Annotated in this window: 17 protein-coding genes and 1 pseudogene; 10 read left to right on the forward strand and 8 right to left on the reverse strand. The window is 41.7% G+C overall.

Going from position 1 to position 26,944, the window contains the following annotated elements; all coding sequences use genetic code 11:
- The 9 genes from CDG79_RS21260 to CDG79_RS21300 all read left to right on the forward strand — a co-directional run.
- Positions 1-1,117: nitrogenase component 1 (locus tag CDG79_RS21260; RefSeq protein WP_094343900.1), on the forward strand; the 1,117-nt coding region annotated here is incomplete at its 5' end.
- Between the two features lie 163 nt (positions 1,118-1,280).
- A complete protein-coding gene (locus CDG79_RS21265) occupies positions 1,281-2,483 on the forward strand; it encodes a nitrogenase component 1 (protein ID WP_223278240.1) in 1,203 nt (400 codons plus the stop codon).
- Complete coding sequence (locus tag CDG79_RS43905; RefSeq protein WP_223278241.1) at positions 2,464-2,811, forward strand: hypothetical protein; 348 nt, start codon at positions 2,464-2,466, stop codon at positions 2,809-2,811. The genes CDG79_RS21265 and CDG79_RS43905 overlap by 20 nt, the downstream gene beginning before the upstream one ends.
- A 274-nt stretch (positions 2,812-3,085) precedes the next feature.
- Complete coding sequence (locus CDG79_RS21270) at positions 3,086-4,564, forward strand: nitrogenase component 1 (protein ID WP_223278242.1); 1,479 nt, start codon at positions 3,086-3,088, stop codon at positions 4,562-4,564.
- Between the two features lie 504 nt (positions 4,565-5,068).
- Positions 5,069-7,381, forward strand: coding sequence for an NACHT domain-containing protein (locus tag CDG79_RS21275; protein ID WP_094343901.1), 2,313 nt, complete (start codon positions 5,069-5,071; stop codon positions 7,379-7,381).
- A 300-nt stretch (positions 7,382-7,681) separates the two neighbouring features.
- Positions 7,682-7,858 (forward strand): hypothetical protein, encoded by a 177-nt coding sequence (locus tag CDG79_RS21280; RefSeq protein WP_189525072.1) that lies wholly within the window; start codon positions 7,682-7,684, stop codon positions 7,856-7,858.
- 391 nt (positions 7,859-8,249) lie between these two features.
- The gene (recD2, locus tag CDG79_RS21290) at positions 8,250-10,376 is read left to right on the forward strand and encodes an SF1B family DNA helicase RecD2 (RefSeq protein WP_094343902.1); all 2,127 of its coding nucleotides are present in this window, start codon (positions 8,250-8,252) and stop codon (positions 10,374-10,376) included.
- A gap of 676 nt (positions 10,377-11,052) precedes the next feature.
- Positions 11,053-11,982 carry a tyrosine-type recombinase/integrase gene (locus tag CDG79_RS21295; protein WP_094343903.1) on the forward strand — a complete coding sequence of 310 codons (930 nt, stop codon included), beginning with the start codon at positions 11,053-11,055 and terminating at the stop codon, positions 11,980-11,982.
- Between the two features lie 291 nt (positions 11,983-12,273).
- The gene (locus CDG79_RS21300; RefSeq protein WP_094343904.1) at positions 12,274-12,675 is read left to right on the forward strand and encodes a hypothetical protein; all 402 of its coding nucleotides are present in this window, start codon (positions 12,274-12,276) and stop codon (positions 12,673-12,675) included.
- Positions 12,676-12,795: 120 nt separating this feature from the next.
- Here the strand turns inward: CDG79_RS21300 and CDG79_RS21305 are convergent.
- Positions 12,796-13,828, reverse strand: a pseudogene (locus CDG79_RS21305) (ISKra4 family transposase).
- Between the two features lie 45 nt (positions 13,829-13,873).
- Here CDG79_RS21305 and CDG79_RS21310 point away from each other — a divergent pair.
- Entirely contained in the window at positions 13,874-14,269 is a 396-nt protein-coding gene (locus tag CDG79_RS21310; RefSeq protein WP_223278243.1) for a hypothetical protein, read from the forward strand.
- A gap of 70 nt (positions 14,270-14,339) precedes the next feature.
- Here the strand turns inward: CDG79_RS21310 and CDG79_RS21315 are convergent, their stop codons facing one another.
- From CDG79_RS21315 to CDG79_RS21345, 7 genes are read right to left on the reverse strand one after another with little or no spacing between them, the layout of a single operon-like run.
- On the reverse strand, positions 14,340-16,727 hold the full coding sequence (locus tag CDG79_RS21315; RefSeq protein WP_094343906.1) for a DUF6519 domain-containing protein: 2,388 nt from the start codon (positions 16,725-16,727) through the stop codon (positions 14,340-14,342).
- A 9-nt stretch (positions 16,728-16,736) separates the two neighbouring features.
- Positions 16,737-19,298, reverse strand: a complete 2,562-nt coding sequence (locus tag CDG79_RS21320) for a hypothetical protein (RefSeq protein ID WP_094343907.1) — start codon at positions 19,296-19,298, stop codon at positions 16,737-16,739.
- Positions 19,295-22,201: a putative baseplate assembly protein gene (locus tag CDG79_RS21325; RefSeq protein WP_094343908.1), complete on the reverse strand. Its 2,907-nt coding sequence runs from the start codon at positions 22,199-22,201 to the stop codon at positions 19,295-19,297. Before CDG79_RS21325 ends, CDG79_RS21320 begins: the two co-directional genes overlap by 4 nt.
- Positions 22,198-24,729 carry a putative baseplate assembly protein gene (locus CDG79_RS21330; protein ID WP_094343909.1) on the reverse strand — a complete coding sequence of 844 codons (2,532 nt, stop codon included), beginning with the start codon at positions 24,727-24,729 and terminating at the stop codon, positions 22,198-22,200. The genes CDG79_RS21325 and CDG79_RS21330 overlap by 4 nt, the downstream gene beginning before the upstream one ends.
- A complete protein-coding gene (locus CDG79_RS21335; protein ID WP_094343910.1) occupies positions 24,726-25,127 on the reverse strand; it encodes a GPW/gp25 family protein in 402 nt (133 codons plus the stop codon). The genes CDG79_RS21330 and CDG79_RS21335 overlap by 4 nt, the downstream gene beginning before the upstream one ends.
- A complete protein-coding gene (locus CDG79_RS21340) occupies positions 25,127-25,735 on the reverse strand; it encodes a phage baseplate assembly protein V (RefSeq protein WP_094343911.1) in 609 nt (202 codons plus the stop codon). Before CDG79_RS21340 ends, CDG79_RS21335 begins: the two co-directional genes overlap by 1 nt.
- Positions 25,732-26,889: a hypothetical protein gene (locus CDG79_RS21345; RefSeq protein WP_143855536.1), complete on the reverse strand. Its 1,158-nt coding sequence runs from the start codon at positions 26,887-26,889 to the stop codon at positions 25,732-25,734. The genes CDG79_RS21340 and CDG79_RS21345 overlap by 4 nt, the downstream gene beginning before the upstream one ends.
- Positions 26,890-26,944: the final 55 nt, after the last annotated feature.

The raw sequence follows: 26,944 nt of genomic DNA on the forward strand, positions 1-26,944 counted from the left end.
ACGATATCCCGATTTACGGATTATCCCAATTATTACGACTTGTTCAACTGAGACAATTGGGGACGATATCGAAGGAACCATTAACAAGCTCAACGGCTTTTTAAAGGAGGCTTATCCCGATCGCAAGATTATCCTTGTTCCTGTACATACTCCCAGTTACAAAGGTAGCCAGGTAACAGGCTATAATGTCGGCGTACACGCAATCATTTCTAGCCTAGCAAAAAAAGGCAAACCAACTGGCAAGTTGAACATCATCACCGGGTGGCTTAACCCTGGAGATGTCACTGAAGTTAAGCGTATCTTAAAAGAGATGGACGTTCCAGGAAACATTTTACTGGATACAGAAACCTTCGATGCGCCCACCATGCCTGATAAGACAAGTTTTGCCTTTGGGAATTCAACCATTGAAGACATTGCTGATTCTGCCAATGCGTTGGGAACTATTGCCTTATGCAAATATGAAGGCGGTAGTGCAGCCGAATTCTTACAAGAGAAGTTCAAAGTTCCCGCAATTCTTGGCCCAACACCAATTGGTATTAAAAATACCGACATCTGGCTGCAAAATATTAGCAAACTTACTGGTAAAGCAATACCAGAATCTTTAGTTAGAGAACGTGGTAAAGCTATTGATGCGATCGCCGATCTCGCACACATGTTCTTCGCCAACAAGAAGGTTGCTATTTACGGAGATCCCGATTTAGTAATTGGTCTAGCAGAGTTCTGCTTAGAAGTTGAGTTAGAGCCAGTGTTGATGTTGTTGGGAGACGACAACAGAGCTTGCACCAAAGACCCAAGAATTGCCGAGTTGGAGAAGCAAGCAGCTTGTGATATCGAAGTTATCTGGAATGCAGACCTCTGGGAATTGGAGCGCCGCATTACAGATAAATCCCTCGAAATCGACTTGATTCTCGGTCATTCCAAGGGTCGGTATATTTCTATCGATAACAAAATTCCGATGGTTCGGGTAGGCTTCCCCAGCTTTGACCGCGCAGGTCTGTGGAAATATCCTGTGATTGGCTACAAAGGAGCAGAATGGCTAGCAGATAACATTGCCAACGCCATGTTTGCAGATATGGAGAACAAGCACGATCGCGAGTGGATCTTAAACGTCTGGTAGATTGAATTTTCAACGCAAAGGAACGCAGAGTCAAACGCAAAGGAGCGCAGAGTAAATCAAATTTCAAAACTTTGCGTTCCTCTGCGCCAACCTCAGCGACCCTACCCTGCGGGAAGGCGAAGCGCCTATGCGTTTAAAAAAGATAAAATATTGGAGAGCGATCATGACTGCAAGTATAGATCAGAATGTTGTATTTTACGGAAATTTGAGCGAACTGTATCGCTTGGCAAAAGAGGGTAAGATTAAGACTACTTTACAAGGTAGTCATACTCGCCCCTGTAAATTTTGGACTGCAACGAAGATTTTAAGTGGCATAAAAAATGCGATCGTCATTTCTCACGGGCCGAGTGGCTGTGCTTATGGTGTCAAGCGGGCATACAAGCTGACCAATAGCCGCAATAGTGGTTCCCCTTATGAACCCGTGGTGACTACAAACATGAGTGAGAAGGCGGTAATTTTTGGTGGAGAAAAAGAATTAGCAGGCGCGATTCGAGAAGTAGATGAAAAATACCATCCCGATGCGATCGTTGTTGCTACTAGTTGCGCGTCTGGCATTATTGGCGACTGTGTTGATGATGTCGTGAATAAGGCGCGCGGCGAAATCCAGTCTGAGATCATGACGATACATTGTGAAGGATTTGCCGGAGAGTATCGCAGTGGATTTGACATCGTATTTCGGCAAATCGTAGACTTTATGGAGCCACCAACTCCAGAACGGAAAGCACAACTAGCCGACGCTGTCAATATTGTGGGCGCAAAGATGGGCCCTGAAAGAACAGAAGTCGAAACTGATGTTAAAGAACTGGTGCGATTGATAGAAGGAATGGGGGCACGAGTTCATAGCGTCATCGCTGGTGACTGTACTTTAGAAGAACTAAAGCAAGCGCCGAGTGCGGCAGTCAACTGTACTTTATGTTTGGATCTTGGCTATACCATCGGCAAAGCCATGTCAGACAAGTTCGGTACTCCGCTAAATTCTACTATCCTTCCTTATGGAATCACTGCTACAGAAAAATGGCTCGAAGGCGCGGCAAAATATTTAGGCATGGAAGAGCAAGCGGCTGCCCTAATGGAAAAGGAATATGCCGCAATCAAGACTGAATTTGAAGCAGCTAAGGGTTATATAGAAGGGAAGTTAGCGATTATCGAAGGACATGATGCTATCAAGTGCTTATCCCTTGCTCACATGTTGGATCGTGATTTTGGGATGCGTGTAGTAATCTATAACTTCCATCCCTGGAGTACNAGAAGCACGAGAAACCAGTGTAGACTACCTATTGGAAACAGGGTTAGACCCGGAAATCCTGATTACGAAAGGGACACTGGCCTTTGGCAAGTACGAGTCCATGAAACAAACAGAAGATGAATTACTGGATTTCATTGGTGGTCTTGATGCAGAATCGGTAGTTTATTTTGGTTCTTCCTTGAGTTTCCCCCATATTCCTGTAGTCGATTTAAATGCTATCTTAAATCGTCCCAGATTTGGCTATCGCGGAGCCTTAAAGGTCGCAAGGTGTATCAAAACAGCACTTCAATATGGCTTTAGACCTCGCAGTTCCTTAACCAAGCAAATGGTGTTCCCTAAAAATTCCGGGTTAGCATCTACTCAATCACTAAGCGGAAAATTAGCTCAAGACATGCCTGATTGTACCGTATATGCAGAGAAGAGACGGGGCAAATGTTGCAACGAGTAATAAATGAAATGTGACTTTGCTGAATATAAAGTATGGATTTGTCTCACGCAGAAAATTGTAGGTTGGGTAGAACGAAGTGAAACCCAACAAACTCTTCGGAAATGTTGAGTTTTGTTCCTTAACCCAACGTACGTAGACTGATACGGACAAGGCTTAAGCCAAAAATGTCAAAGCAGAAGCCGTTACAAGCTGCGCGAAACACGAAAACGTCAAAGCAGAAGTTGCTACAGGGAAGGCAGAAGCTGTTACAAGCTGCGCGAAACACGGAATCGTCTTGGCAGAAGTTGCTACAGGGAAGGCAGAAGCTGTTACAGGCTGCACAAAACACGGAATCGTCTTGGCAGAAGTCGCTACAGGCTGCGTGAAACGCATTTACCATAGTCAAGCCTTAGAAAAACAGGAGGAAAAAATGTCTGCTGAAACAACTTTTGACAATTGTAATCATAGTAAAGACCCAGTAGTTGGCTGTGCCCTTGAAGGTATTGCAACTACGGTTGCTGGTATTAAAGATGTCAGTATTGTAATTCAGTCTCCACAGGGTTGCGCGTCCACTGTCGCAGCTGGGTATGATGCTCATGAGGTTGATTTCACCAAGCGGAAAGTAGCTTGTACTCGTCTTTTTGAGTCAGACATTGTAATGGGAGCGTCTGAGAAACTCAAAGGGATGATTAAAGACGCGGATAAATCTTTTGATGCTAAGGTGATGTTTGTCGTTGGGACTTGCGCGGCAGACATCATTGGTGAAGATATTGCGGGATTGTGCAACCAGCTTCAGCCAGATATCAAAGCCAAACTCGTTCCTTTAATGGCTGGTGGGTTTCGGGGCAATGCTTACGATGGCTTGGAGATGGGTTTGGAAGCTTTACTTCCTTTTATCAAAAAAAGGCAGACCAAGAGAAGGGGCAGGAAGCCAAGGATTGTAAATATCATTGCACCACAGGCAAATCTGAATCCTACTTGGTGGGCTGATTTGGAATGGGTAAAGCAGACATTAAAATCTTTAAGGATTAAAGTACAGACTGTCTTTTCTCATAATACCTCATTTGAAGAACTGGAGCTAGCTGGTGAGGCAACCGCCAATATTGTTCTCAGTCATGATGTTGGGTATAAGTTTGCTCGGAAAATGCAACAGACCCATGACATCCCTTTGATCCTTGATGATATACCTTTACCAATAGGTGTAAACAACACTACTCGGTGGTTGAAGGCATTGGCGGCACATTTCAAGATAGATGAAAAAGTAGAGCCAATCATCAAACAAGGCGAAGAAATGGTTGTAGATACACTTCGCAAACGAGCATTGATGATTATTCCCCGATATCGCAACTGTAGAATTGCCGTATCTGCGGATGGGACGCTTGGCATTGGACTGGTCAGAATGCTCTTTGAAGAATTGGAGATGATTCCAGAAGTCTTATTATTTCGCTCGGCGATGCCTGATTCTCGTTCAATTTTGGAGCGAGAACTGCACAGCCTCGGTCTTACTTCCCGCGTAATATTTTCGGCAGATGGCTATCAGGTAAAACAGACTTTAGAAGAGTTTGATGTTGATGCTGTGATTGGCTCGGCATGGGAAAAATACATGGCAGAGGAATTGGGAATCAAAATTGCTTTTGATGTATTTAGCCCCACTAACAGAGAAACCTATGTTGACAAGCCATATTTTGGGTATGAGGGCATGATAAATATCATGGAGGTGATTGCTAACGATTGGGATAGAGCTTTTCGTTCTAAAGAGATTCATTGGACATAGAAAGGTATTGTGTCAAGAATGTTTTCATATCTTGATGCAGAGTTATCAAGAAGTATTGTGCTACACGTCTGGAGCAACGGGGAGTAACTGCCCTTAGCGAATGGCACTAAGAAAAGCGGAAATGCTTATCAATTAAGCAGTTTGTAATTGTTTACGTAATTCATGCCGGGGCTCTGTGACTGTAACCAGAAGTTTGCCGGGGCGGCACGTTTATGCTTTCAAAACGCCTGGGCAAATTTCGGTGAAAAATTAGTTTTGATGTATGGGTGGTAAGAAGTTAGAGGGTGTATTGGCAGCCAAATCTTCGACATCATCGAACCACATACACTGCCACACAGGCTTATTGCTTTGATTAGAGGGCGGAGCTTTACATAGTTTGGTTTTTTCCTGCCTACTTACTTATATCCTTAACCAAGGAGAGAGTGATTACCACAAAAAAAACTCTATGATGAAAGATGTTAATAAAAGTTTGAGTCCTTGATTTTAGGATCAAGTTTTTGTCCTATGGTCAAACGATCGCTCCAAGCATCACTCACTGGGATTCAAGAGGCTAAAAAAGCGTTTGCTCGCAAGGGTTGGACACAAGACAATCTAGCAGCAGAAGTCAACCTCAAGACTAGACAACCAATTTGGCGGCTTTTCAGTGGTCGTCCAGTTGAGCGTCATACTTTTATTGAAATTTGTTTAGTGTTGTCACTGAATTGGCGGGAGATTGCGACTAATCCTCCAGCAGAATTTTTGGAGCGAGAAGAATACGCGCAGCCTCTTGCGTCGGATATTGATAAATTAGTGAAGAAAGTGCGATCGCAACGCTTCGATAAAATTCAATACCAGTGTGGTATTTTGCAGTTATTGGATATCAGCCGTCCCGTTGCGATCGATGACATATATATAGATGTGAATATTTTGGAGGAGATTGCTAGCCTTCAGTACTTAGAAATCACCGATCTGCAAAACCTTTATCCCAAAGAATTTGACCGTTTTGGCTTAGGTGAGGCTGACGAAAAACAGATACCTGGTACACAGGCAGTTGAAACCTACTCCAAGCTTAGGGTGCTAGGCAAACCAGGAGTAGGTAAAACCACCTTTTTGCAATATCTCGCCATTCAGTGTAACCAAAACGCATTTACGGCAAATCAAGTGCCAATCTTCATCACCCTAAAAAATTTTGCTGAAGAATCTATTGTCACCAACGAGTTCAGCCTGTTAAAATACATCAGCCAGGAGTTCCTTGCATCTGGAATTTCCGATCCTTCAGTAATTGAAACCTTGCTGAATGCAGGCAGAGTGTTACTGTTGCTTGATGGTATGGATGAAGTTCTTCACCAACAAAGTAATGCTGTCTTAAGCGAAATTCGCAGGTTTTCAGAGAAGTATCACACAAATCAGTTCGTGGCGACCTGTCGAACAGCAGCTCAAAAACTCAGACTCCGAGGTTTTACCGATGTTGAAATTGCTCCCTTTACCTTAGAACAAATCCGAGCCTTCGCTCAAAAATGGTTTGTGGTCTTTACCAAGACTAACCAAAAAGATGGTCTGGCCGAGTCTGTTGAGTTTATTCAGAAGTTGGAATTAGCTGAAAATTGGCAATTTCGCCAACTCGTCGTCACACCCCTATTTCTGCATCTTGCCTGCTGGGTGTTTCACGGTCAAGAAAAATTTCCGACTAAGCGGACTGACTTTTATAAGGAAGGTTTAGACCTTCTATTGGGCAAATGGGATGAAGCCAGAGGCATTGAACGGGATGAAGTTTACCGAGGGTTTTTATTACCACAAAAGCTGAAATTATTGAGTAAAATTGCCGCAGCGACATTTGAGCAAGGTCAGTACTTTTTTGAGCAACGCGTCGTTGAGCAATATATTGGTGACTATATTCAGAATCTCAGCAACGTGCCAATGGATGCAGAGTCACTGCAAATCGAAAGCGAAGCGGTGCTGAAAGCAATCGAGGCTCAACATGGGCTACTGGCAGAACGGGCGCGGGGAATTTTTTCCTTTTCCTATCTAGCATTTCAAGAATACTTCACAGCGAGGAAAATCGTTGCCAGCCATAACTTAGAGGCATTTGGGCAAGCGCTCTATGGTCTGGTCAATCATATCACCGACCCCCACTGGCGCGAAATCTTCTTGTTAACTGCTACCATGCTCAGGAGTGCAGACTCTCTAGTACAGTTGATGAAGCAACAGATTGATACACTCGTTGCCGAAGACGCTTATTTACAAGAGTTTTTGACCTGGGCTAGCCAAAAATCTCGCAGTATTCCTACCCAATCAAAAGATGCGACAGTTCGAGCCTTTTACCTGGCCTTGAGTCGGACTCCTCACATAGCTTCGCACTTTGCCCTAGCCAGCAGCCTCGACCAGGGGATGTTTCTGGATGCGGCATTAGATGACCTGCTGCTGGAGTGTGTAATTGATGGAAACCAGGACTTTGCTCACATCCACGCCTGCGGAGAAGCTATGAGCAACATTCTGGGCATTGTTCTGGATGTAGGACTCCATAAATCCTTGCAACAACTCTCTGACCAATTGCCAAATTCTGGTCAAAGTCAACAACGGTTTGAGCTATGGTCGCAAACGAACTATTCAGCTTGGGCTGAACAGGTAAAGAAGACGGTCGTTAATTATCGCAATATTAACCACGAGTGGCAGTTTAGCTCTGAGCAACAGCAAGTGCTGCAACGCTACTATGATGCCAATCAACTACTACTCGATTGCCTGCATAGCAATTGTGAAGTGACGGCTGCTATCAGGCAAGAAATTGAAGCCACTTTATTGTTGCCTCAGAAGGAACTTGAGGATAGGGAATGGCAATAATTCGTTTGGGGACTTCCAATTAAAAAAATATCCAATTTTGTAGGGTGCGTTAGCGACAGCGTAACGCACCGCCAGATATCTCGGTGCGTTACGGCTTTCGCCTAACACACCCTACTGTATATTTTATTTTTTGGAAGTCCCTTGGTTAATTCCTGAAAGAGGTTTGGATTGCAAAAATCATCAAGAATTAAGTTTTGTGTCGTAGTTAATCAACTAATTCAGAAAATCAAACAATACTAAGTTTATAACGTAAAAAATTTCACCAGAGATAAAACGAATGCTGTTCCTACCGCAGCAAACGTGAAGATTGAAGCTCTGTCAAAGCAGGAAAAGCAAACAATAGTAGAACAAGCCTTCAAGGACGCAGAAGTAGAAAATTATGCGCTGACAAATTTCGGTGTGTCAGCAACCACAGCATTAATACCCACTGGGAAAACTTGCTTGACTCTCGAAAAATGGAAGAAGACGCAATCGTAAAAATCAGGCGCAGTCGCTTCCTTGGATCGCAGTTCAGTCGCGGCGACTTCCTCCATCTCCAGCACAACCAACCAACGCAAGTATTGTCTTATTCTTTCTTAGATAAAGAAAATAATTTAACTTGTTGACCCCTTGTCCCCTGCTTGCGGTAAGTTAACTTTAACCCTAGTTGGTCTAACAACCCCAACAGCCAAATCGGTTTGGGGTCAGAGGAAACAGTGAAACCCAAAATTTTTGATGTGAGCAGCACAGTCAACAGCGATCGCCGATATATTTAATAGATGTTGGTCGTCAGCAGTGATTTCCTTACCAGCGACGAGTCGAGAGAGAATAATGGCACATCAAATTGGGATAATCTCTTTTAGTCGTAAATATTTTACCCCTGACCAAGATGCCAGCGCCTTTAAAAGTTGACCTGTCACCAATAGAAGATCAAGCCCTACTAGCACTCACTCAAGCAAAAGGTATACCACCAAGAACTCAAAGTCGTGCCACTGTACTACGCTTATCAGCCGCTGGATGGACAGTGCTAAAGATCGCACAATACTTAAAATGGCATCCACAGACTGTACGCGACACAATTCATCGCTGGTACTGGGGCAAACTCGATAGTTTGTGGGATTGTTCGCGTCCGGGTCGCCGTCGCCGATGGCATAACCCAAATATGAAGTCTCTGCTTCAATTCAAAATATCTTTATTTAGCTATCAACTTATTTTTATTTTATTTTCTTACATCTCTTACATCTATTTAATGCTATTTCTCCACAGTCATGGCGTTTCTACTACTTATGCAGTCAAAATTTACAGGCATTACTTGGATGAAGCACTCGCTACTCTCACCAGTAATCCCTACCAGTTAGCTGCTGACATCTACGGTATTGGTTTTCTGAGAACTGATAAAATTGCCTTTAATTTAGGAGTTGCGCCTGATAGTCAGTTCCGTTACCGTGCTGGTTTAATTCATGTTTTGAACGAAGCTGCTGCCGATGGGCATTGCTATTTACCCCAGCCAAAACTCATTGAGAATGTTATCAAACTGCTGACTACAGCAGATCGCACACCCGAAGAAGATGCCCTCGCTGATATTATCAAAGACATGGCACTCAAGGATGACTTAATCCGCGAGAAAAGCTCAGACCAAACACTGCTATGTTATCTACCAACCTACTTTCACACCGAACAGAACCTTGCTCAATTAATACAATCTAGATTTTGCCAACCAGTTGCACAAGATATGCCTCGTGTTCGCGCCTGGATTGAGCGCTTCACCAAGAGTCGTAAAATCAAACTTTCACCACAGCAACGGCTAGCGGTAGAAATGGCTGCATATTCAAGGGTAATGATTCTTACTGGTGGCCCCGGTTGCGGTAAAACTTTCACCACCGAGATCATAGTCTCTCTGTGGAAAGCAATGGGCAAATCTATCGCCTTAGCTGCGCCAACTGGACGCGCTGCTCAACGCCTGAGTCAAATCACACAACTCGAAGCCAAGACCATACACTGCTTGTTGGAATTTGACCCAAAGACAATGGGCTTCTTACGCGATAATCAAAACCCTTTACCCCATACCGCAATTGTCGCCCTAGAAGCTAGTATGCTTGATTTGTTTCTGGCATCTTCTTTGGTAAAGGCGATACAATACGGTTCCCAACTACTGCTAGTGGGTGACATTGACCAGTTACCCTCTGTCGGTCCCGGTCAAATCCTTGCTGACTTGATTAATTCTGGTCACGTTCCGGTGGTACGGTTGACCAAGGTATTTAGGCAAGCCCAACAGAGCGCAATTATCACCGCTGCTCACCAAATTAACCGAAGCCAGTTTCCCACAATTGAACCGATTTCCGATAATCCCGTGTCTGAGTGTCTGTGGCACGGCGGCGGTCATCACCCCAAACATGGTGTTAAAGCAATATCCGAAATCATTACAGACTTGATTCCCCGCCTGGGTTACAATCGAGCTACTGATGTGCAAGTGCTTTGCCCCACCTCGCGGGGTTTGCTTGGGACTCGTAACCTCAATACCGTATTGCAGCAGTTGATTAATCCGCCCAGTCCCGACAAAGTAGAGATTACCAGGGGCGGGAATTTATTACGAGAAGGCGATCGGATCATTCAACTGACTAATGATTATAATCACGAAATTTTTAATGGCGACTTCGGAATTATCAAGGCCATTGATCTTGAAGAGATGGAAGTTACTGTACAGTATGGTAAGCATACTGTCATTAGAACCAGAGCAGACTTAAATCAAATTGCCCTCGCCTGGAGCTTCACCATTCATCAAAGCCAGGGTTCAGAATATCCGGTAGTAATTCTGCCAATTTATACGCAGCCTTATATGATGTTGTCTCGTAAACAGTTGTACACAGCATTAACTTGTGCCAAGCAGTTAGCGATTGTCGTTGGTTCCAAGAAAGCGATATCCAAGGCTTTGCGTTCTAGTGACGACCAACTGCGATATACGCGATTACAGCAGCGGTTGGAAAGCGCTTTTTTGCACCCGACGATTACAATTTAGAAATGTTCAACTTAACAATTTCACCCGGCTTGCGGTTGTTGCTCTCATGTCTCGTAAGCGATGGCGGGGCATTTCATTACTGGTAAGTGCCTTGGCAATTCTTGAGAAACTACTTCTCTAGCTCCCGTTTACGGTTCTAGAAAAAAAGTGTCTTAAACACAAAGCAATCAAACCACTCTCAAAAAATAAACTAAAAATGACTCTATAGTTTTATGGCGTGATAGCGCTTAAAAAGCAGTACACTGCCACGTAAATAAACCCTCTATTCCGATTGGTACTGAAGCAACATAAGTAGGGGAGAATTTTGTACAAGTTCTTTAAAATAAGCACCCTTGTCCATTTTTTTAACCAAATACTACATTTGTAGTGTTTGTATATCGCATTTGGAGTCCGCTCTTTGACCTCTTATATCATTTATTAACTATAAAGTCATTTTTAGTTTATTTTTTTCACCTATTTTTAGGTTTTTCAAAATAAATACCCTGCTGAACAATTGCATAACAGTATTGTGTTTGTCATGCTCCTCAGTATTAGAGGTGTACTATACGCAAAAATCGAGAAATTTTCAGTCGCTTGAGGGTGAGTTGAAACGCCCATTTTAAAGGACAATAAAAATCAGATACTATAAAATCAGACGAAACCAATATTGTGTCTGATTATTAAGGGAGTAATAAAAATGACGCTCTCTCTTGTCCACATAACGGCCCATAGAAAGGCTCTTGCTTCCTTGCCAGTAGCGCAGGCGGAGGCGAAGTTGATTGGGTTGTGGTTGGAAGGAAAAGCAGAGTCATCTATCATCTCTTACCGACGCTACATTAGGCGATTTCTGGAATTTTTGGACAAGCCCCTCAAAAAAGTGACTTATGAAGATTTGGTAGAATACGCCAGTTGTTTTGGGGACAATGCTCTTAGTACAAAACGGATATATATTGCCGCAGCTAAAAGCTTGATTAGTTTCGCTCATAAAATTGGATATCTCCCTTTTAATGTGGGTATGGCGCTAAAACTCGGTGAACTGCCGGATGTAATCAACGAACGCTATTTAGACGAAGCTGATATTAAATTGTTGGTAAGAGCAGCTTCTAAGCATTTAACTGATGCTAAAACTCCTAAGCGCCAGTACACAGCCCTACGTAATTTGTTAATTATCAAACTCCTGTATCAGGCAGGGTTACGGGCAAGTGAAATCTGCGATCTGACTTGGGGAGATTTGACACCCCGTGGTGAAAGTGGTCAAGTTTACGTGCGAAAAGCCAAGGGCAGCAAAAATCGGACAATTCTCATCAAGCCAAAGCTTTGGGCGGAATTAATGGAGTTCAAAGATAATGCTCACTCCAATCAAGCAGTGTTTCCAAGTCAAAAAGGGGGACATTTAGACCGTCAAAACTTGCACCCGATTGTCAAAGCAATTGCACTTGAAGCTGGATTAAGCGAACTAGTTTCTGCTCACTGGTTACGTCATGCCCACGGTTCTCACGCCATTGAGCGCGGGACTAATCCTGTATTGGTGAAAGAAACTTTGGGTCATGCCAATTTAGCCATCACCGATCGCTATCTCAAGGCTAGACCCAATGACAGTAGCGCTTTGAACTTGATGGATCTTTGACATTTACACAAACTCTAAGATTTTAACCAGTGAGAATGCAGCACAAATAAGAACCAGTGGCATCAATTGCTATTGGAAACTAAGCAGAAAAACTGCTTTCAAATGCTAAAGAGATTTTTCCCTAGCCAGCCCCCTCCATAGGCAACACTTCTTCCAAGAGCCATTCATAAAATTCAGGAACTTGAGATTCCACAAGTCGCAGTTCATTTGCCCAGCAATTCCAAATTCAAATTTTGACAAGAGGTACAGTCTACCTTGAGGATAAAGGAGTATCTCTTCAAGGGCATCGAGATGGAGCCGATGACACTGAGTTTTGGGGTAATGCTGGGATTTCTGACTAGAGCGATCGCTAAAATCAAGGACCCCCGGCAAGCTAGTAATGCGACCCGCTACAGCATCAAAGATACTGTGCTGGCAGCTTTTTCAGTATTTTTCATGCAGTGCGAATCTTTTTTGGAACACCAGCGTCAAATGCATAGTCGTTGTGGGCAAGATAAGCGAAGAAGCTTGTTTGGTTTGACGCAAATTCCCACCACGCCTCAAATTCGCAATATTCTGGACGAAATCGCAGCAAGCGGATTATTTCAGGTATTTACATGGGTTTACCAGGCATTGAAAGGGCTGGCGCCTAAAACCCTATCACTATCTGGGTGGGCATCTGTTGGTAGCCTTAGATGGCACTCAGTATTTTAGTTCTGGAACCATACGGTGCAAAGCTTGTATTCGACAAAATTGACCACTTGTTCCCTAAACTACATTTGATTTGGGCAGATGCCGGATATGCTGGCTCGTTAGTCAATTGGGTTCGATATTTCAGAGGATGTGATTAATACTCTCAACATTCCACTGTGCGCCAGAAATTTTTATCCTAGCTCCAATCTGTTTAATAGCAGACTCGACCGCACCAGAACCAATAGAGCAAAGTTGTTCAGCCTGGTAATAGCTGTAATTGACAATACGAGAGCGATGTTTTTCAAGATAAGCAATGAAGTTTTTCGCTTGTTTACCTCGGCAATGAAGAAATAAAGCTTGAGTATTATTTACCTGACCTTGCCATAACAGAGTTTCAGCAGCTTTTAACCGCTTTAAAGAACCACCCACAATGCAAGAGATTCTCTTTGAGGTGATACCAATCTAAGATTTCCCAACGCTCAAAATGCTGTGATTGGCCAAACTCTTTGACTAAATTCCAAACGCCATCATGACCATCTCCCAAGCAGACAAGTGGGTTAACCAAATGCTGGCTATTGACATAATCAACTAACGATTGGTTGTCATCAAAAAATGCACCATAGTAAATCCCTTGCAAACGAACGGTTTTATAGTCGCGCCAGTGACAACCTGCTTTCGGTTTACCCCTGAGTCGGACTTTTCCTCCATCTACACTTACTTCTGAAACGGCTTGTAATGCTACGGGTAGCTGAAAATCTTGTTCGAGAACTAGTTTTTGTTGTGTCGTGTGACCAACTTTCACTCCTGTTAATGCCTCAATCTCGATTTCTGCTTTTTGGTATGATTCATTTGCTGATAGCCTTAAACAGCACTTTTGAAGTAATGGACTTAAACGACTTCTTGGCTTTAAACCCAGTCTATGTATCTGTTTCGCTTTTAATTTTAATTCCCCTACTAGACTTTTGATTTTCCTGGTTTTACCAAATGATTGTTCCAGTTCTCTGTTCGATAAAAAAAGGGCTATTTCTGGGCTGACTAGTTCTAATACTTGACTGCGAACTGTTTTTTCTATGCCTTCAAGGTCTGTCAGCAAAATTTTGTCTGCTTCTTCATACAGCAGTGTTGACAATTCTTGTAAGCAGGCTTTGATCCGTTCTTCTTTCTCTTGGTTCATAGTCAGCGATCGCACAGGGTTCTTTCCTTCTACATTTTCTCAGAAATGGTAAATCTTCCAAAACTGGATGCTCCCCTATTAAACGAGCGTATAGGTCAGCTACAGCAACAATTACAAGGTGATTTGATAGAACCTGTATATGGTGACTTTGGCTTTGATATTAACGGGAAAATGGGACTGCTGACGAATTTATTAGAAGATGTCCACAATTTGGCATCAGACGAAAATGTGGAAAAATGGCAGAGCGCGATCGCTAACTACCTGATAAATGTCAAAGATGAGATTTCTTTAGTTAAACTGCAACGTGTGTTGCAAATGCCGATGGTAGAAGTATGGTTGGGATTATTGCTGGGTAATTTTACATTAGAGCAACGTGGTGATTTTTATAGCAGCCAGGATATTTGGGTAATTACAAACGCTGATAAACTTGTTACAAAATAGGTTTATAGCTAAGATAAAGTTGATATGTAATTAATTCTATCGTGGTAATTAATTACTTTAGCTTAACCTCTCAAGTTTTGATATGAATAATACTTACCCAGTCTCCTCCTTCAGAGCCATTTCCGCTAAACCGCTCAGGAACACCAGGCCAGAGATTGTTGCCGTCCAATGCTTGAATATTGCTAACTGTTAATTTCATATTATCTATTTTAATAATATAAATTTTACCCTCATTGAGTAAGCGCCATTTTAAATTTTCCTTTTCCGTCACTAAAATAGAATTTTTGGAAAGGAAAATTCCATTTTCTTGACACTGCTGACGCAATCTATCAGGAATAATACCTTTATTTAAATCTCCTTGTAAATCAAAATTTACATTATCAAATAATGGTTCTTCATTCATAATCCAGTCACCACGTAATAGGACAGTAAACTGATAGATATTACTTTGGTTAAAGACGGCTTTTTGCGGCCAATCATCAGGTGTAATCAATCGGACTGCTTTAGTATAGCCATTGCTCTCATTTGTCAAAGCTTCAACTTCTGTAATTATATTGACATTGCGATCTAATACATTATTGCCAATTGCCCAACGGATAGATTTTGTTTCAACTTTTTTAACTTGAACTGGTTCAACTATCATTGGCAATATATAAAATACTTCGCCTCTAAATACATTGTCCGTATGAGCTAACACAGATACACTACTTTTATGCAAGCTATCAATGCGGACTGGTTTTTTAAACTGAATTACTAGACCTAATTTAGTAAAGAAATTTCTTAAATCCTGAGATTTTAAATTAAATAATTGATCCTCTGGAATATTGCTAGAATTTTCCTCTTGTTTTGAAATAGTAGCTTCCAAAACTTGATCGTGATGCCAACTAGCATTTATTATGCTGTTGAATTCTTTGATTATTTGTGTAGTGGTTTCTTTTTGAGGAATAGGTGGTGTAGAATTTTGCTGAGGCTCATATATTTGGGTATTATTGTCTTTTTTAATTTCAACTGGGGTAGAATTATCTTTCTTGCCAATTTTAGTTCGACAATCATGAACGATGACTTTATTAGGATTACCTAAAATTATCGCTAGAGGTGCATAATAATGGTTAGTACCATGTGGTGATTGAGGTTGAGGCTCTAGTTTTCCTTCTTCATTTTTTCGTTTGGGCCATTCCACATTGCCAGTAGCTGTCCGCACAGGAATTAGCCAATAATCACCTACCTGATAAAAGCTATTCTGAGTATCTGCTTGAAGTTGAATCTCGATTCCATCCTCAAGAGGAAACCATTTATGATTCACATCAGATAAATTTACTTTGACTTCTCCAGAGTCCCAACGGCGTAATAGAGGGTGCTTTTCTTTAAGAAATATTTTGTTCTTCCCATCACCTGAGAGAATTACTTGATTCTCAATACGATCCACTTGTTCAACTTTTAGGAGTTGACGATCGCTATTTTGAAGTATATAGTCATCGTCGATGATTTCAACCCAATCACCTGCTGATAAACTAGAATCTTTATCCTTTCCTAAATATTCTAGATTTAATGCGATCGCAGAAGAGTTGATCGAAGTAGATGTCACAATAGGAAAAATAATTGAGCTATTCTCCCGCGACCAGACAAATGATAGTTTATTCTTGTTATCATCAGGGTTAATTGTAAAAATTTCCGCCCGGTAAAGATGGTTTTCAGTACCACGGAATTTGGAATTAAAGGGGATAATACATGGATCATTTATTCCTGAGCTAGGCTTTGTGACTCTGGCAATAATTTTGCCTTCTCCAGACTTCAATAGCTCTTGACCTAACACACTCCGAAAATAGTCATGATCCTTGGTAACTTGCTTTGCAACCGTTTCAATATCTTGATTATCTTTTAATTGTTTGAGCTTGACTTGCCAAACTAACTTAGAGCGAGTTGCAGTATCTGCTCCCCCTAAAGCAACTTCACGAATATTAATTTTGAGATCGTCACGATCTTCGATAGAGGTTATATGTCGTTCCCAAACATCAAGATAAGCAAGATATGTAGTTCCATTTAGTTGGACTTTACAAGGATCTATGGGTTCAGGTATAAAATCTGGTTGTTGAGAATAAGATATAAATTCATCATTTTCACAAAGTATACCATTTACATAATAGTTGCCTTTGCTAATTAGATAGCCCTGAGATTGGAGCATCTGCTTTAATTTCTGTTTTTCTTCCTCTTTGAGGTTGTTAATATTATTAATCTGCTCCTCATTACCGATAAATTCAAAGCCACAATTCTCCTCTGGGCCACCTTGTAGTCCAAATACATCTTTGGCTAAAGTTTGCAGACGATTTAGTAAAATCGATGTTTGTTCGTTGAAGTCTGCATCTAGTTGCACTCGCCCTTGTTGCATAAGCACCCGCAGGAAGTGCTTGCTTTTGTCGTAGGTATCACGAGTAAAATCACCTCTAAATTCTCCTTGCATAAAATCCTCTTAGGTAGCGTAAATAATGCCAATCTCAATATCAGCAGGTGTATATTCATCTAGACGGATGCGTAGGTTAGCCTCTCTTTGAGGCTGATATAAATTGTGAAAAGCACCCATCTCTGACTCGTCATCAGCACCACGTTTGATTTCCTCAGCACAGGTTGACGCTAACTGACAGTAGGTAGGGGTACCATAACGTGTACTGTTGAATTGAGGTTGTACGCGATCGCTAGCGATAAGTTGTTCCGCTTCTATTTGTTCTGGCTGTAGTTCAGTTTCTTGTCTAACCATCTGCTCCACTAAATCAGGTTGACAATTATACCGACGTGGTGTGCGTGAGTTGGGCATCACGTAGCAGAAACGGATACAACCTTGTTGGCGACGAACAACGAATATAACGCCGTTAAAAATACTGTTTTCTGCTAAATCAATTGCATGTACTTGAATCTGGCCAAAAACTGTGCAACGTGCAATTGTCAACCGTGCATGAGCTATGGAATAACCTGCTGCACCGATCGCTTCACCTTCAATACTGGTAGCATCTATAATGCTATCGCTAATATGTATGGGTAAAGGGTCAGTTTCTACCTCATTTTGATTGACCTGAATGGAGCCAAGAATACTGTGTGCGATCGTTACGCACGCATTGATATTAAATAACTCCAAACTGGGTTCGGTAGAACGTCGGGGTTCGCAGTCGCAATGTAATGACCAGCCCGGCACTAATGTAGAATGACGGATAATAATCGCAGCTGGATTTTGAACAACAGAGGTAGGATAATCTGCAAATTGACTGGGATTACCTTCTATATGTACTCCCCGACCAATAATTAACAAGCCATCGAGAACAAAGCAACTTCCTGACTCTACCGTGACATTTAAAGCATCACCGAAAGCAGTTCTCCAGTCTAGAATGCGTATCACCGGACGCTTGTGGTTAGCTGCACGTAATTGCAGACTTTGATTTTTTTCCAGTTCAATATTAATTCGTTCAACATAAACACCACTATCAATAATTTCAATTACAGCATCATGGGGTTTGTCTCGTTGCCACTGTGAGATTGCCTCGCTAATAGTTTGATAACACTCTTGTGAGGTTTGACTGACGCTGTAATAAGCATAATGCTTTCTGATTTGAGATGGAAAAGCTTCTTCTAATAGCAACCGATTGCAGCGAATCAGTTCTTTACCTTGGAGATTTTGCTGAACCAAACTTTTAGTTTCTGCACTCAAGGTAATAGATGCAAAACGTTGTTCCTCATAGAGGCTTTCACCTAAAAGTAGTTGATTTAGCTCTGGGAGTAAAGCTGCAATTAAAGCTGGTTCGGGAGGAGGGCTGGTGTAGGCATCCAGAAGCCTTTGGGTAGTGGCGGAAAATTGCGATCGCAAAAACCGGGATAATGCAGAAGCATCTTGTTGTGAGCTAAAAATTGCTGGCTCTTGAATATCACCAACATCAAATAAAAAATGTGCCGCAGAATCTAACAAAGTTCGGTCATATTCGCCACCACCAATATCGGCACTGAAACCATAATGATAAGAAACCCAAACACCATTTTTTGGTAACTGGCGTAGAGGAAAAATCATCCGTCCTAATTCTGGGTCAACTGCTATATGGTCTTGCTCTGGTTGATAATTCCAATCACTGAGATCGGCGATAATAATTTTATCTGGAGAGACTGGATGCGGTTTTGAGTCAACACCTTTCCAGATTGACAAACTTTTGGTAAAACTTTCTGGATTTGGATTTGAGTCATAATAATCCTTCTTACTCTCTTGTAAAACTTGCCGTTGAATGGGAATAGGTAAATTTAATTCATGAGCAATTTCTGTTGCATCTTTGGATAAATGCGGACTAGTGTAAAGCGGAATGTCGTTACCCGTAATACTGAAGGTGTAGCAATTAGAACTAACTTCTTCCAAACAAAAAGCTGGTGCAAGAGTCACAGAATAAGCTTTTAATCGCCAAACAAAAAGACCAACATTTTGAATATTGTACTTTCCAGGTTGATGCTGTGAACTAATCTGGTGGATATCTACTGTATGAGCTAATTCATCAAATGGGCTATTTAACTTTGCAACTGCATCGACTTGACGTAGATTTACTGTTGTTGAGCTTGACGAATTTAGGTGATTGATATGCTGTGTTTTGCTAAGTAACTGATGAAATTCTACAACTCGTGCTGGCCAGCCAGATACCTTATCAGCCAGCACTTCCAACAAAGCTAATGTTCCCTTGCGTCGTCGGTAGCGAATAGTATTTGCAACTTCACGACGGGGAATTAAAATCTTGTTGTTTTGCTGTGTCTCATCAGCAAGAGCATTTGTCAACTCACCAGAACTGTGAACGCTTTGATAACCAATTAAATCACCAATGTATGGTACTACCCAATCCTGACAAGTTTCAATAAACCAGTTTTCGTAGAGTTGAGTAATATCAGTTTCAATAACATCTACCTGTTCAGCAATTACACGTAGTAAATCTCGCAGCGAATAGCCTTGTTCTGCATCACGTATGCGATAAACAACTGGCAAAAGTTCATAAAGGCGGTCTGGGGAATTGCTCATGATTTCAACTCCTTCAGAATTAGTGTGTCTGGCACTTTCGGGCTAAGAATAGCTAATTGAGCAGGAATAAGCTGGTTAGCTATTGAATCAAAAACAGCCAAGTTTACAGGAATCCATTGTTTTGGTTGTCCATTCCTACGAGTCATATCCAGTTTTCCCAGTTCTTGAAGTTTTATATTTAAACTGTCTGGATTTTGGGCTTCAGTTTCAGAAACACTATCCAAAATATCCACATCCACGTAATTTACCCCAGGTACTTGTTGAATCGTGGTGATAACTTTGCTAAGGACAACATCTTGTCCTAGATCCTGATGTTCAAAGCTAAATTTATCGAACAAAGCAGTCCGAATTTTCAGTGCAACAGATGTCCATTGATAATTTGGTAAAATTCGTACATTGGCGCTGATAATTAATAGCATCAGTTCCCGCATCTCTACTTGTAGTGGTTGATAGGGGTCGCCAAACTGGTATAATGCTTGCACGAAGCTGCGGTATAAATCTGAATTTCTATCAATATGGATATCATCAGCCCCAGCGATCGTTATATGCACAATTTGACGCGAACCATTTGAAAGACGTTGAGCATTCGCTTTGCCAATTCCGGTAAAGGTAAGGGCAAAATTGGCATAGTCTGGGACGGAAACTGCACGGTTCAGAGATATCACTCCAAGAGGTGCATTGCGGCGGATTTCATCATGGCTTTCGGGATCTGCGCCTCCTGTTGCTGCTATTGGATTGAGTACACCACTCAAACCTAGAGGTTGCATTGTTAGTTGCGTGATTTTTTTTGCTGCAACATTACCTGCTTGGCCAATGCCAGTGCGGTATACTACTTTGACATTTTCAGTACCACTAGGCAACCTAGCCCCATGTTTACCATTGCCAAAGATAATAGTTGTGTTGTGATGACTATCTGTTTGGGTGACATAAGCATGGTCTGTTGGACTTAACTGAATCAAATTTTCCACTTCTTGCCAACGGACATCATTAACATATACTTCCAAGGTGCTAGCAACGCCACTAGGGATAGGTGCTGGTAGATAAGTTAGGGGCGGTTGTGAGAGTGTAAATTGTTGATTTGCTTTAGTACCGTCGCCACTGCCGAGTACTTCAGTACGCGTCTCGCCATGAGTGGCTTTAACTACGTTCCCATAGATAGTAACAGTCTCTAGCTTATAAGAATAAGCTAAAGGTCTAGCAAATTTTAGGAATGTATGGGGTTTGTCATCAGGCAAATTCTGATTAATATCCTGTCTGACCCTGCACAGCATGACAACTTCGCTAGTCCACACATCGTTGACATCGGATATATCGCTGCGTTCACCTGAGATAATCAACCAGCGTCCAGGTTGTAAACCTTCGTAGAGATTGTCTAGTTCAATTTCATTGTCTAGTTCAATTTTCACCTGTTCGGATAGAGAATCTTGACCACTTGGTGCATCTTTCAGATCAATTGGTTTTTCTATCAAATTTAAATCACTAGGAAGATACACTGTGGTTTTACGCATCACATCTAAAGATATATCCTGTTCTTTTAACCAAGGTTTATCTAAAGTAAGTTGTGTAATTCTTGCTACTATGTTGTATGCAATTTTAGAGATATTTTCAACTTTTGTTACTTGATAAATACTAATTTCACTATCATCTACACGTTCGATTGCTAGCCAACTGCCAGGTACAATCCCATCATATTGGGCATCTAATGCTAAAATATTTCGTAATTCTGCTGGTAGTGTGCTGGAAATATTTGTTTGATTAGTGGAACTCAATATTGGCTGATCTACACCTGCAATTTGCCATTCTTCGTACTTGTCAGAAACTTGCTTTAATGGTACGTCATTTCCGAAAGGTGCAGCTTTTATACCTAGAGTCTCAATTCGCTTTAACTGATTAGAACAATCAACTTTATCCCTGGTTAAAATCTGATGTATTGCTGTGTTAAAACCAGGGTTTAAGGTATTAATTAATCGGGAATTAATCTCATTTTTTTCGGGATCGAAGATTTGTTGGTTTGTCCGCTCCATTTCCAGAGCATTCGCAGGTTGTATTGACGGCCGTTTGATTACTTGCTTTATTCTTTGTTCTCTTATATTTGCTGACGAACCATCAACAATTAATTGTTGTGGAACTTTTGGTGGTACTTGGAATGTAACTTTTGTACGGTTTTCATCTGGTTGAGGTTCAATAATCTGAACTCTACGCAAAACTTGTTCAGCTTCAGTATCACCAAAAATTAGTAAAAGTGGATCGTTAGGTTTGAGATTCGTGTTTACACCATCTAAATAAAGCTGATTAAGCGTGGCGGCTGTTGTTAAACTAACTTGCTGCGCTTTGCCGATTCGGGGTTTGATTTGATTCAAATGGGCATAGGCTTGCAGTTTTTGTGATGTTTCAAAAAATTCCGGCGATTCACCAGAATCAGGTAAACTCTGGCTACTCAAACCAGCAGGAATTTCCAAGTTGTAACCATCTTCTATGGTAAAAGCTAAATAAACACTGGCGCTCACACCGGGACTATGGGCATAGTCTACTAGCCGAGCTAATTCCATTAAGGAACGCCGCTCAATGGCAGTGCGTAAATAACCCTCGTTGGCTATGCGTTCTTGATAAAATGTCAGAACGTCTGCTACAGTAGCCCAAGCATCTAGCAGAGCTAAAGATGGGTCTTGAGGATCACGGGTTTTCAGATGTTTGAGTGAGGGAAACTTGCTGTCACCTAGACGCGCTTTCATGGTTTCTAAAAAGCTGGCATGGGTTCCGACTCGATAAGCTAGGGTATACAAATTAGGTTGATTTGCTACCGATTTTGGAGTTATAATTTCGACACCTTCACAGCAACCACAGCTAGATTTATCGCTTGGTTTATAGTTAGAGTGACAGTTACAGCTACAAGTTAATTTCATCTGCCACCTCGCAAATCGAGTGTGAATTTACCGTTTTCGGGAAAGTTGGGGTTGTTGTCGAGTCGGGCAATTTCCCAAGAACCAATGGGTAAAAAACCTGCTTCAATCTCGTGATTGTCACCTTCAAAAAGACGTTCTAACTTGGTGACAGAGACACTTTCAATACCTGGAACAGCATAAGCGATCGCAACTATCTGACTTAGAGCAATACCTAGTCCAAAAGTCAAGTTATCGGGATGGAAAAAACCACTTCGGCCATCAGGTAAAATTCGGTTACTGAAAATATGCAGCAAAGCAGTTTTGACATGACCGCGTAAATAGTCAGATTTGACATGAACTGTCATAGCGATATCCAAAGAGATGTATGCTGCTCGTTGAACGATGACATCATGACCAATGCGGCGATAATTTTCTAGGTCTGTGGCAATATTTGGCAGTAATTTGTCGTCTGCGGCTTCTCGGTTGAAGGGATCTACTGCCACCCAAACTTCATACGAGCAGCCTGTCCAGCGTAAGGTAGCCGCCGCTCGTTGCACTTTTGTCGAGAAATGTTCCATCACCAATTGTGCGTAGTCATCAGCAGTAATGGCACGTTCTAATTTTTCGTGAGATAGGTGCGGTGCATATAATTTTACGTGAGATAGAGATTCGGGTGCTGTTCCACTTTTAGCAGGGAAAGGCTGGTGTGGCTGCAATGTCGAACCACTATTAAAAATATTGTGAAAAACAATATAAGAAATTGCTTCAGCACCAATATTACCTACAAGTCCGTTACCTACTCGGTAAGTTGCCTGGAAGTGAGTATTGGCTTCTGGCCTGATTCCTAATTCACCGTCCCCAAAGCGCAAGTGTGCTTGCCCGTCATTGTCCATTTCCACAACAAAATGTTGATCTTCGCTGTTGCTATCTATAAGGTCATACTGGGGAGTCCAAGTAGAATTATTTAGTTGGATATGGGGTTTTGCTTGATGGGGGTGTTGAATTAGCAAACTCTTAGCAGAGTCTTGGGTAAGATTTTTTATCGAAAGAGGTTGGCTGAAAGTTAAAGGCGTTTTTTGCAATCTGGGACGGAAGCGATCGCTTTTAACTAAAATTTCTACAGATTCACCTTCCTTTTGGCACTGTTGGATCGCCTCTTTTCCCGGTACAGTTCCCAAATCTTCCCGATCAATAGTGCGACCATGATCCACTAGAATCACATTGCCTCTGGCAACACTAATATCAGCTAGCTGACACTCTGGTGGTACTATTGCGGAAATACAAAGGGGAAAAGGTAACGCATCCTCTTTTGTCCATTCGATTTCCACAATTGGCTGATTGTAAAGTTCGTCTACAATTGCCTTGACATTTGTCAAGCGTACTGCATGGCGATTATTCAGGTCAGTATCTTCTGGATTGCCTGTTTTGGGGCCTTTAATTTCTTCAAAAATCAGAATGTCACCAATTTTCAGGTGCAGTTTTCGCTGATATTCAGGAAATTGGCAACTGGGCGAACTCTCCCCATTTTCGGTAACAGAATCTATAAATTCATCTAATAATGTAGCGGTTGTAGAACCACGAGAAAGACAGCAGGAGCGATCGCCCCAAGTATAAAATAGGATTTGGTTGTGAGCTATGTAAAGATGTATCGGTAGGGGCGTTAGCGGTTCAAAGACTTGATAACTACTAAGAGGAACATCATCTAAGTCACGATTATCTTCTAGGATAGTGCCAAGGCGAGGCGCATTTTTATAACGATTAATAAAGTAAAAATTTTTTTCTTTTAGGGAAATATCAACACTTGTCTCCAGCCATAACCAAGTACGTGCATTAGAGCCCTCATGCATGGGATAATCGATCAGACGGGCATGACGGCGAACAGAAATCCGTTGGCGGGCAGTTTCTAGATAAGCTTCAGTGGCTACAGCGTCCTGATAATAGCTGAGATAATCGCCAACATAAGCGAGAACTTCCACTAGAGTAATACCCAAATCGGGAGCATGGCGTTCTTCCCAATCCGGCATCACCAGGGATAGGCGGTCTAAAATCAAGTGGCGAAAACTTGCATAATCCTTAGCGAGATAGTTGATAGCTGGTTCAACTAGTTGCTGTAGCGGACAAGTTTGCTCTTGCAAGCAATCTATGTCGCTGTGACAGTTAATATCTCGGAATTGAAATTGGACTTGGGAGTAGCGCGGGTCAAAATTGGGATATGGTTGATTTGTGGGTTTGCCATGTTCATCCAATGACACCAAGCGCAAAGTATAGAGGGAAAAATCGCCTAGTTGGTTAAGATTAACTATTAAGTAACCCTCATAATTTTGGGAACTTTCTACCTCTAAACTAGTTACATGAAGATTGCGGATGCGTTCACCGCCTTCAATACGTAGATTTCCTTTTGTTAAGTCTTCTGGTACTGAACCTAAAAAGTAGACATATAGCGATCTCAAATCCTCGCTAACTTCTACATAATCTAACCCGTTTTTTCTTTGCCTGCGGATTTCTAAGCGGCGCTGTTCATTTTGGCAAATGGAGGTGTGGCTGTTCATGGCATCGTCGTCCTAAAAGTAGCTGTTTGTGACTCACCACTGCTTTGCACAAAATACTCCACCACTATATAAAGGCTAGCATCAACGCTAGTTACTTCCAGCGTTTGCAGATCGATTAAATCACTCAACCAATGCTCAATAGATGCTTGAATAGTAATTTGCATAGCTGTTGCTAATTCCGGGCTATTGGGTGCAAAAATCAAAGACAATACACCACAGCCAAAATCTGGGCGGTTGACTCGTTCGCCGGGAGTAGTAAACAGTAGTTGTTCAATTAAGTCGCGGATATGGCTTGCATCGCTGGTGCTAGCAGTGCGATGGTATCTGTCAAAGTGGAAGGGAAAATCGATGTTGGTGATATTCCTTTGCCTGGGCAGATTTACAAGATATTCTGGCATCAAGTTACCTCCAAACCATCGTTGTTAATCGATACATTATTACCATTCAGCTTTATAGTCGCACCGTTTCCGTTGTTAATCGATACATTATTACCATTCAGCTTTATAGTCGCAATAGTCTTATCGTTTGCATTGCTGATTTCAATTCCCGAAATATTCATTACCAGACGCATAGTTTGCTTCTCGAACTTGGCTTCGATGGTGATACTTTGCTCACCTGCTTTATCGTTGATCTCAATTTTACCGATATCGGTTTTAAGTACCTTGATGTTGGGGTTAGCTGGATTAGCTGGTAATATATCGACCTGTTTATCAGCCCAAAAACAGCCACTCCAAATTGGTTTACTGGTATCTCCGTTTTCAAATTCAATCCACACTAAAGCACCTTTGGGTGGCATGAGAAATAACCCAACTCCCTGACCTGCATAGGGAACGCAAGGTAATGCCCAACCGCCAGGCTTGTCACCCCAAATTTCTTGGACTTTTGCCCGCACACGACCAATTTTCCACGAGTCATTATTGTCCCATACTACGCCTCGGTATTTGCCATAAAAAGGAGACCTTTGTTGATTGCTAATTTCATTAGGAGAAAATTGTTGTTGGCTCATACTTCTAACATCCCAATTGTTGCACCTTGTCCCTCACGTATCAAAGTAAAGCTTTGTTTGTATTCGCCGCGTTTGATGCGATGCGTTACCTGTTTAACGTAGTAATAACCGCCGTAGCTTTTCCCCACACCCCGCACTCCCACCAATTGACGCACTTCCAAGACATAACCGTAGCGAACAGTATCTACTTCCCCAGTAGCAGTTACGGCATTTTCCCGCGAACGGCTAGCAAATGATTCCGTTTGCTTTTCGGCTAGGATTTTTTCGAGTTTATTGGTGTTACGTAGCACTTCCGTCCGTAAGGATTTAGCAGGGTTGCTGGCTAAGGCTTGACCAGGTGATTTAGGAACCTGAATCGGAATTGATGCTCCGCTCATTTCATCGGTAATTGATGCTTCAGGTTTAATAGCTTCCAGAGCATTAAAATTGAAACTTATAGATGAGTCTACATTGGTAAATGCGCCCATATTCATTGACAATGCTGGTTGATAAGGAGTAACTTTCTGTTTTTCTTCACCCCAATAAGCAATATTTATACCAGGAGTTTTATCGGGCTTGATTTCAAAAATAAAACTATTACGTTGAGCTAATTTCTGAATAAATTCTAAGTCTGTACTCTGTTGAGTAGTAATTTGTTCTTCTTTTTGTGGGACAAAATAACTGGTATCTTGAACATCAATTTTCAGCCCATATTTCCTATAAGATTTCAATAATTTAGTAACAATTGTAGAATCAGATAAGTTTGGATAAATTTCGTTTTTATCTTCGAGATCGAGCATAAGGCTAATATCTTCACCCGTAACTATGAGCCTTGATTCACCTGGTTTATTACTGGGTGCAATTTGATGATTAGTAATCATACCGTCAATTAATATAGGATTTTTAAAACTGCGATTTACACCCACTTTGACATTAACTATGACCTGAATAATAATTCGGTTGGGAGGGTCTAAAATGCCTTCTTGCAGTAACCAATAATCTGAGGAGTTTTTTAATTCTTTACTAAGACTAAAACTCATTTGAAAAGCACTGCGATCGCGGTCTTGCTGAGTCACTTCTAAGTCGATCAGCGCGTCCACTACTTCATAAGGAGCGGATTTTGGTACAAGGGGGCGACCAATCATGAGTTTGATCTGAATATCGGAGTCAGACATAATAATAATTCGTAATTCGTAATTCGTGATTCGTAATTCGTAGTGAAGAGCTACT

The organism is Nostoc sp. 'Peltigera membranacea cyanobiont' 232, from assembly GCF_002245985.1.
Classification (GTDB): Bacteria; Cyanobacteriota; Cyanobacteriia; order Cyanobacteriales; family Nostocaceae; genus Nostoc.

Bases quoted from the DNA above. Each gene is read 5' to 3' on its own strand.
- CDG79_RS43905 (WP_223278241.1), top strand. From the start codon at position 2,464: ATGAAACAAACAGAAGATGAATTACTGGATTTCATTGGTGGTCTTGAT.
- CDG79_RS21325 (WP_094343908.1), bottom strand. From the start codon at position 22,201: ATGAAATTAACTTGTAGCTGTAACTGTCACTCTAACTATAAACCAAGC.
- recD2 (WP_094343902.1), top strand. From the start codon at position 8,250: ATGCCAGCGCCTTTAAAAGTTGACCTGTCACCAATAGAAGATCAAGCC.
- CDG79_RS21335 (WP_094343910.1), bottom strand. From the start codon at position 25,127: ATGCCAGAATATCTTGTAAATCTGCCCAGGCAAAGGAATATCACCAAC.
- CDG79_RS21315 (WP_094343906.1), bottom strand. From the start codon at position 16,727: ATGCAAGGAGAATTTAGAGGTGATTTTACTCGTGATACCTACGACAAA.
- CDG79_RS21295 (WP_094343903.1), top strand. From the start codon at position 11,053: ATGACGCTCTCTCTTGTCCACATAACGGCCCATAGAAAGGCTCTTGCT.
- CDG79_RS21345 (WP_143855536.1), bottom strand. From the start codon at position 26,889: ATGTCTGACTCCGATATTCAGATCAAACTCATGATTGGTCGCCCCCTT.
- CDG79_RS21340 (WP_094343911.1), bottom strand. From the start codon at position 25,735: ATGAGCCAACAACAATTTTCTCCTAATGAAATTAGCAATCAACAAAGG.
- CDG79_RS21320 (WP_094343907.1), bottom strand. From the start codon at position 19,298: ATGAGCAATTCCCCAGACCGCCTTTATGAACTTTTGCCAGTTGTTTAT.
- CDG79_RS21330 (WP_094343909.1), bottom strand. From the start codon at position 24,729: ATGAACAGCCACACCTCCATTTGCCAAAATGAACAGCGCCGCTTAGAA.
- CDG79_RS21310 (WP_223278243.1), top strand. From the start codon at position 13,874: ATGGTAAATCTTCCAAAACTGGATGCTCCCCTATTAAACGAGCGTATA.
- CDG79_RS21275 (WP_094343901.1), top strand. From the start codon at position 5,069: ATGGTCAAACGATCGCTCCAAGCATCACTCACTGGGATTCAAGAGGCT.
- CDG79_RS21300 (WP_094343904.1), top strand. From the start codon at position 12,274: ATGGAGCCGATGACACTGAGTTTTGGGGTAATGCTGGGATTTCTGACT.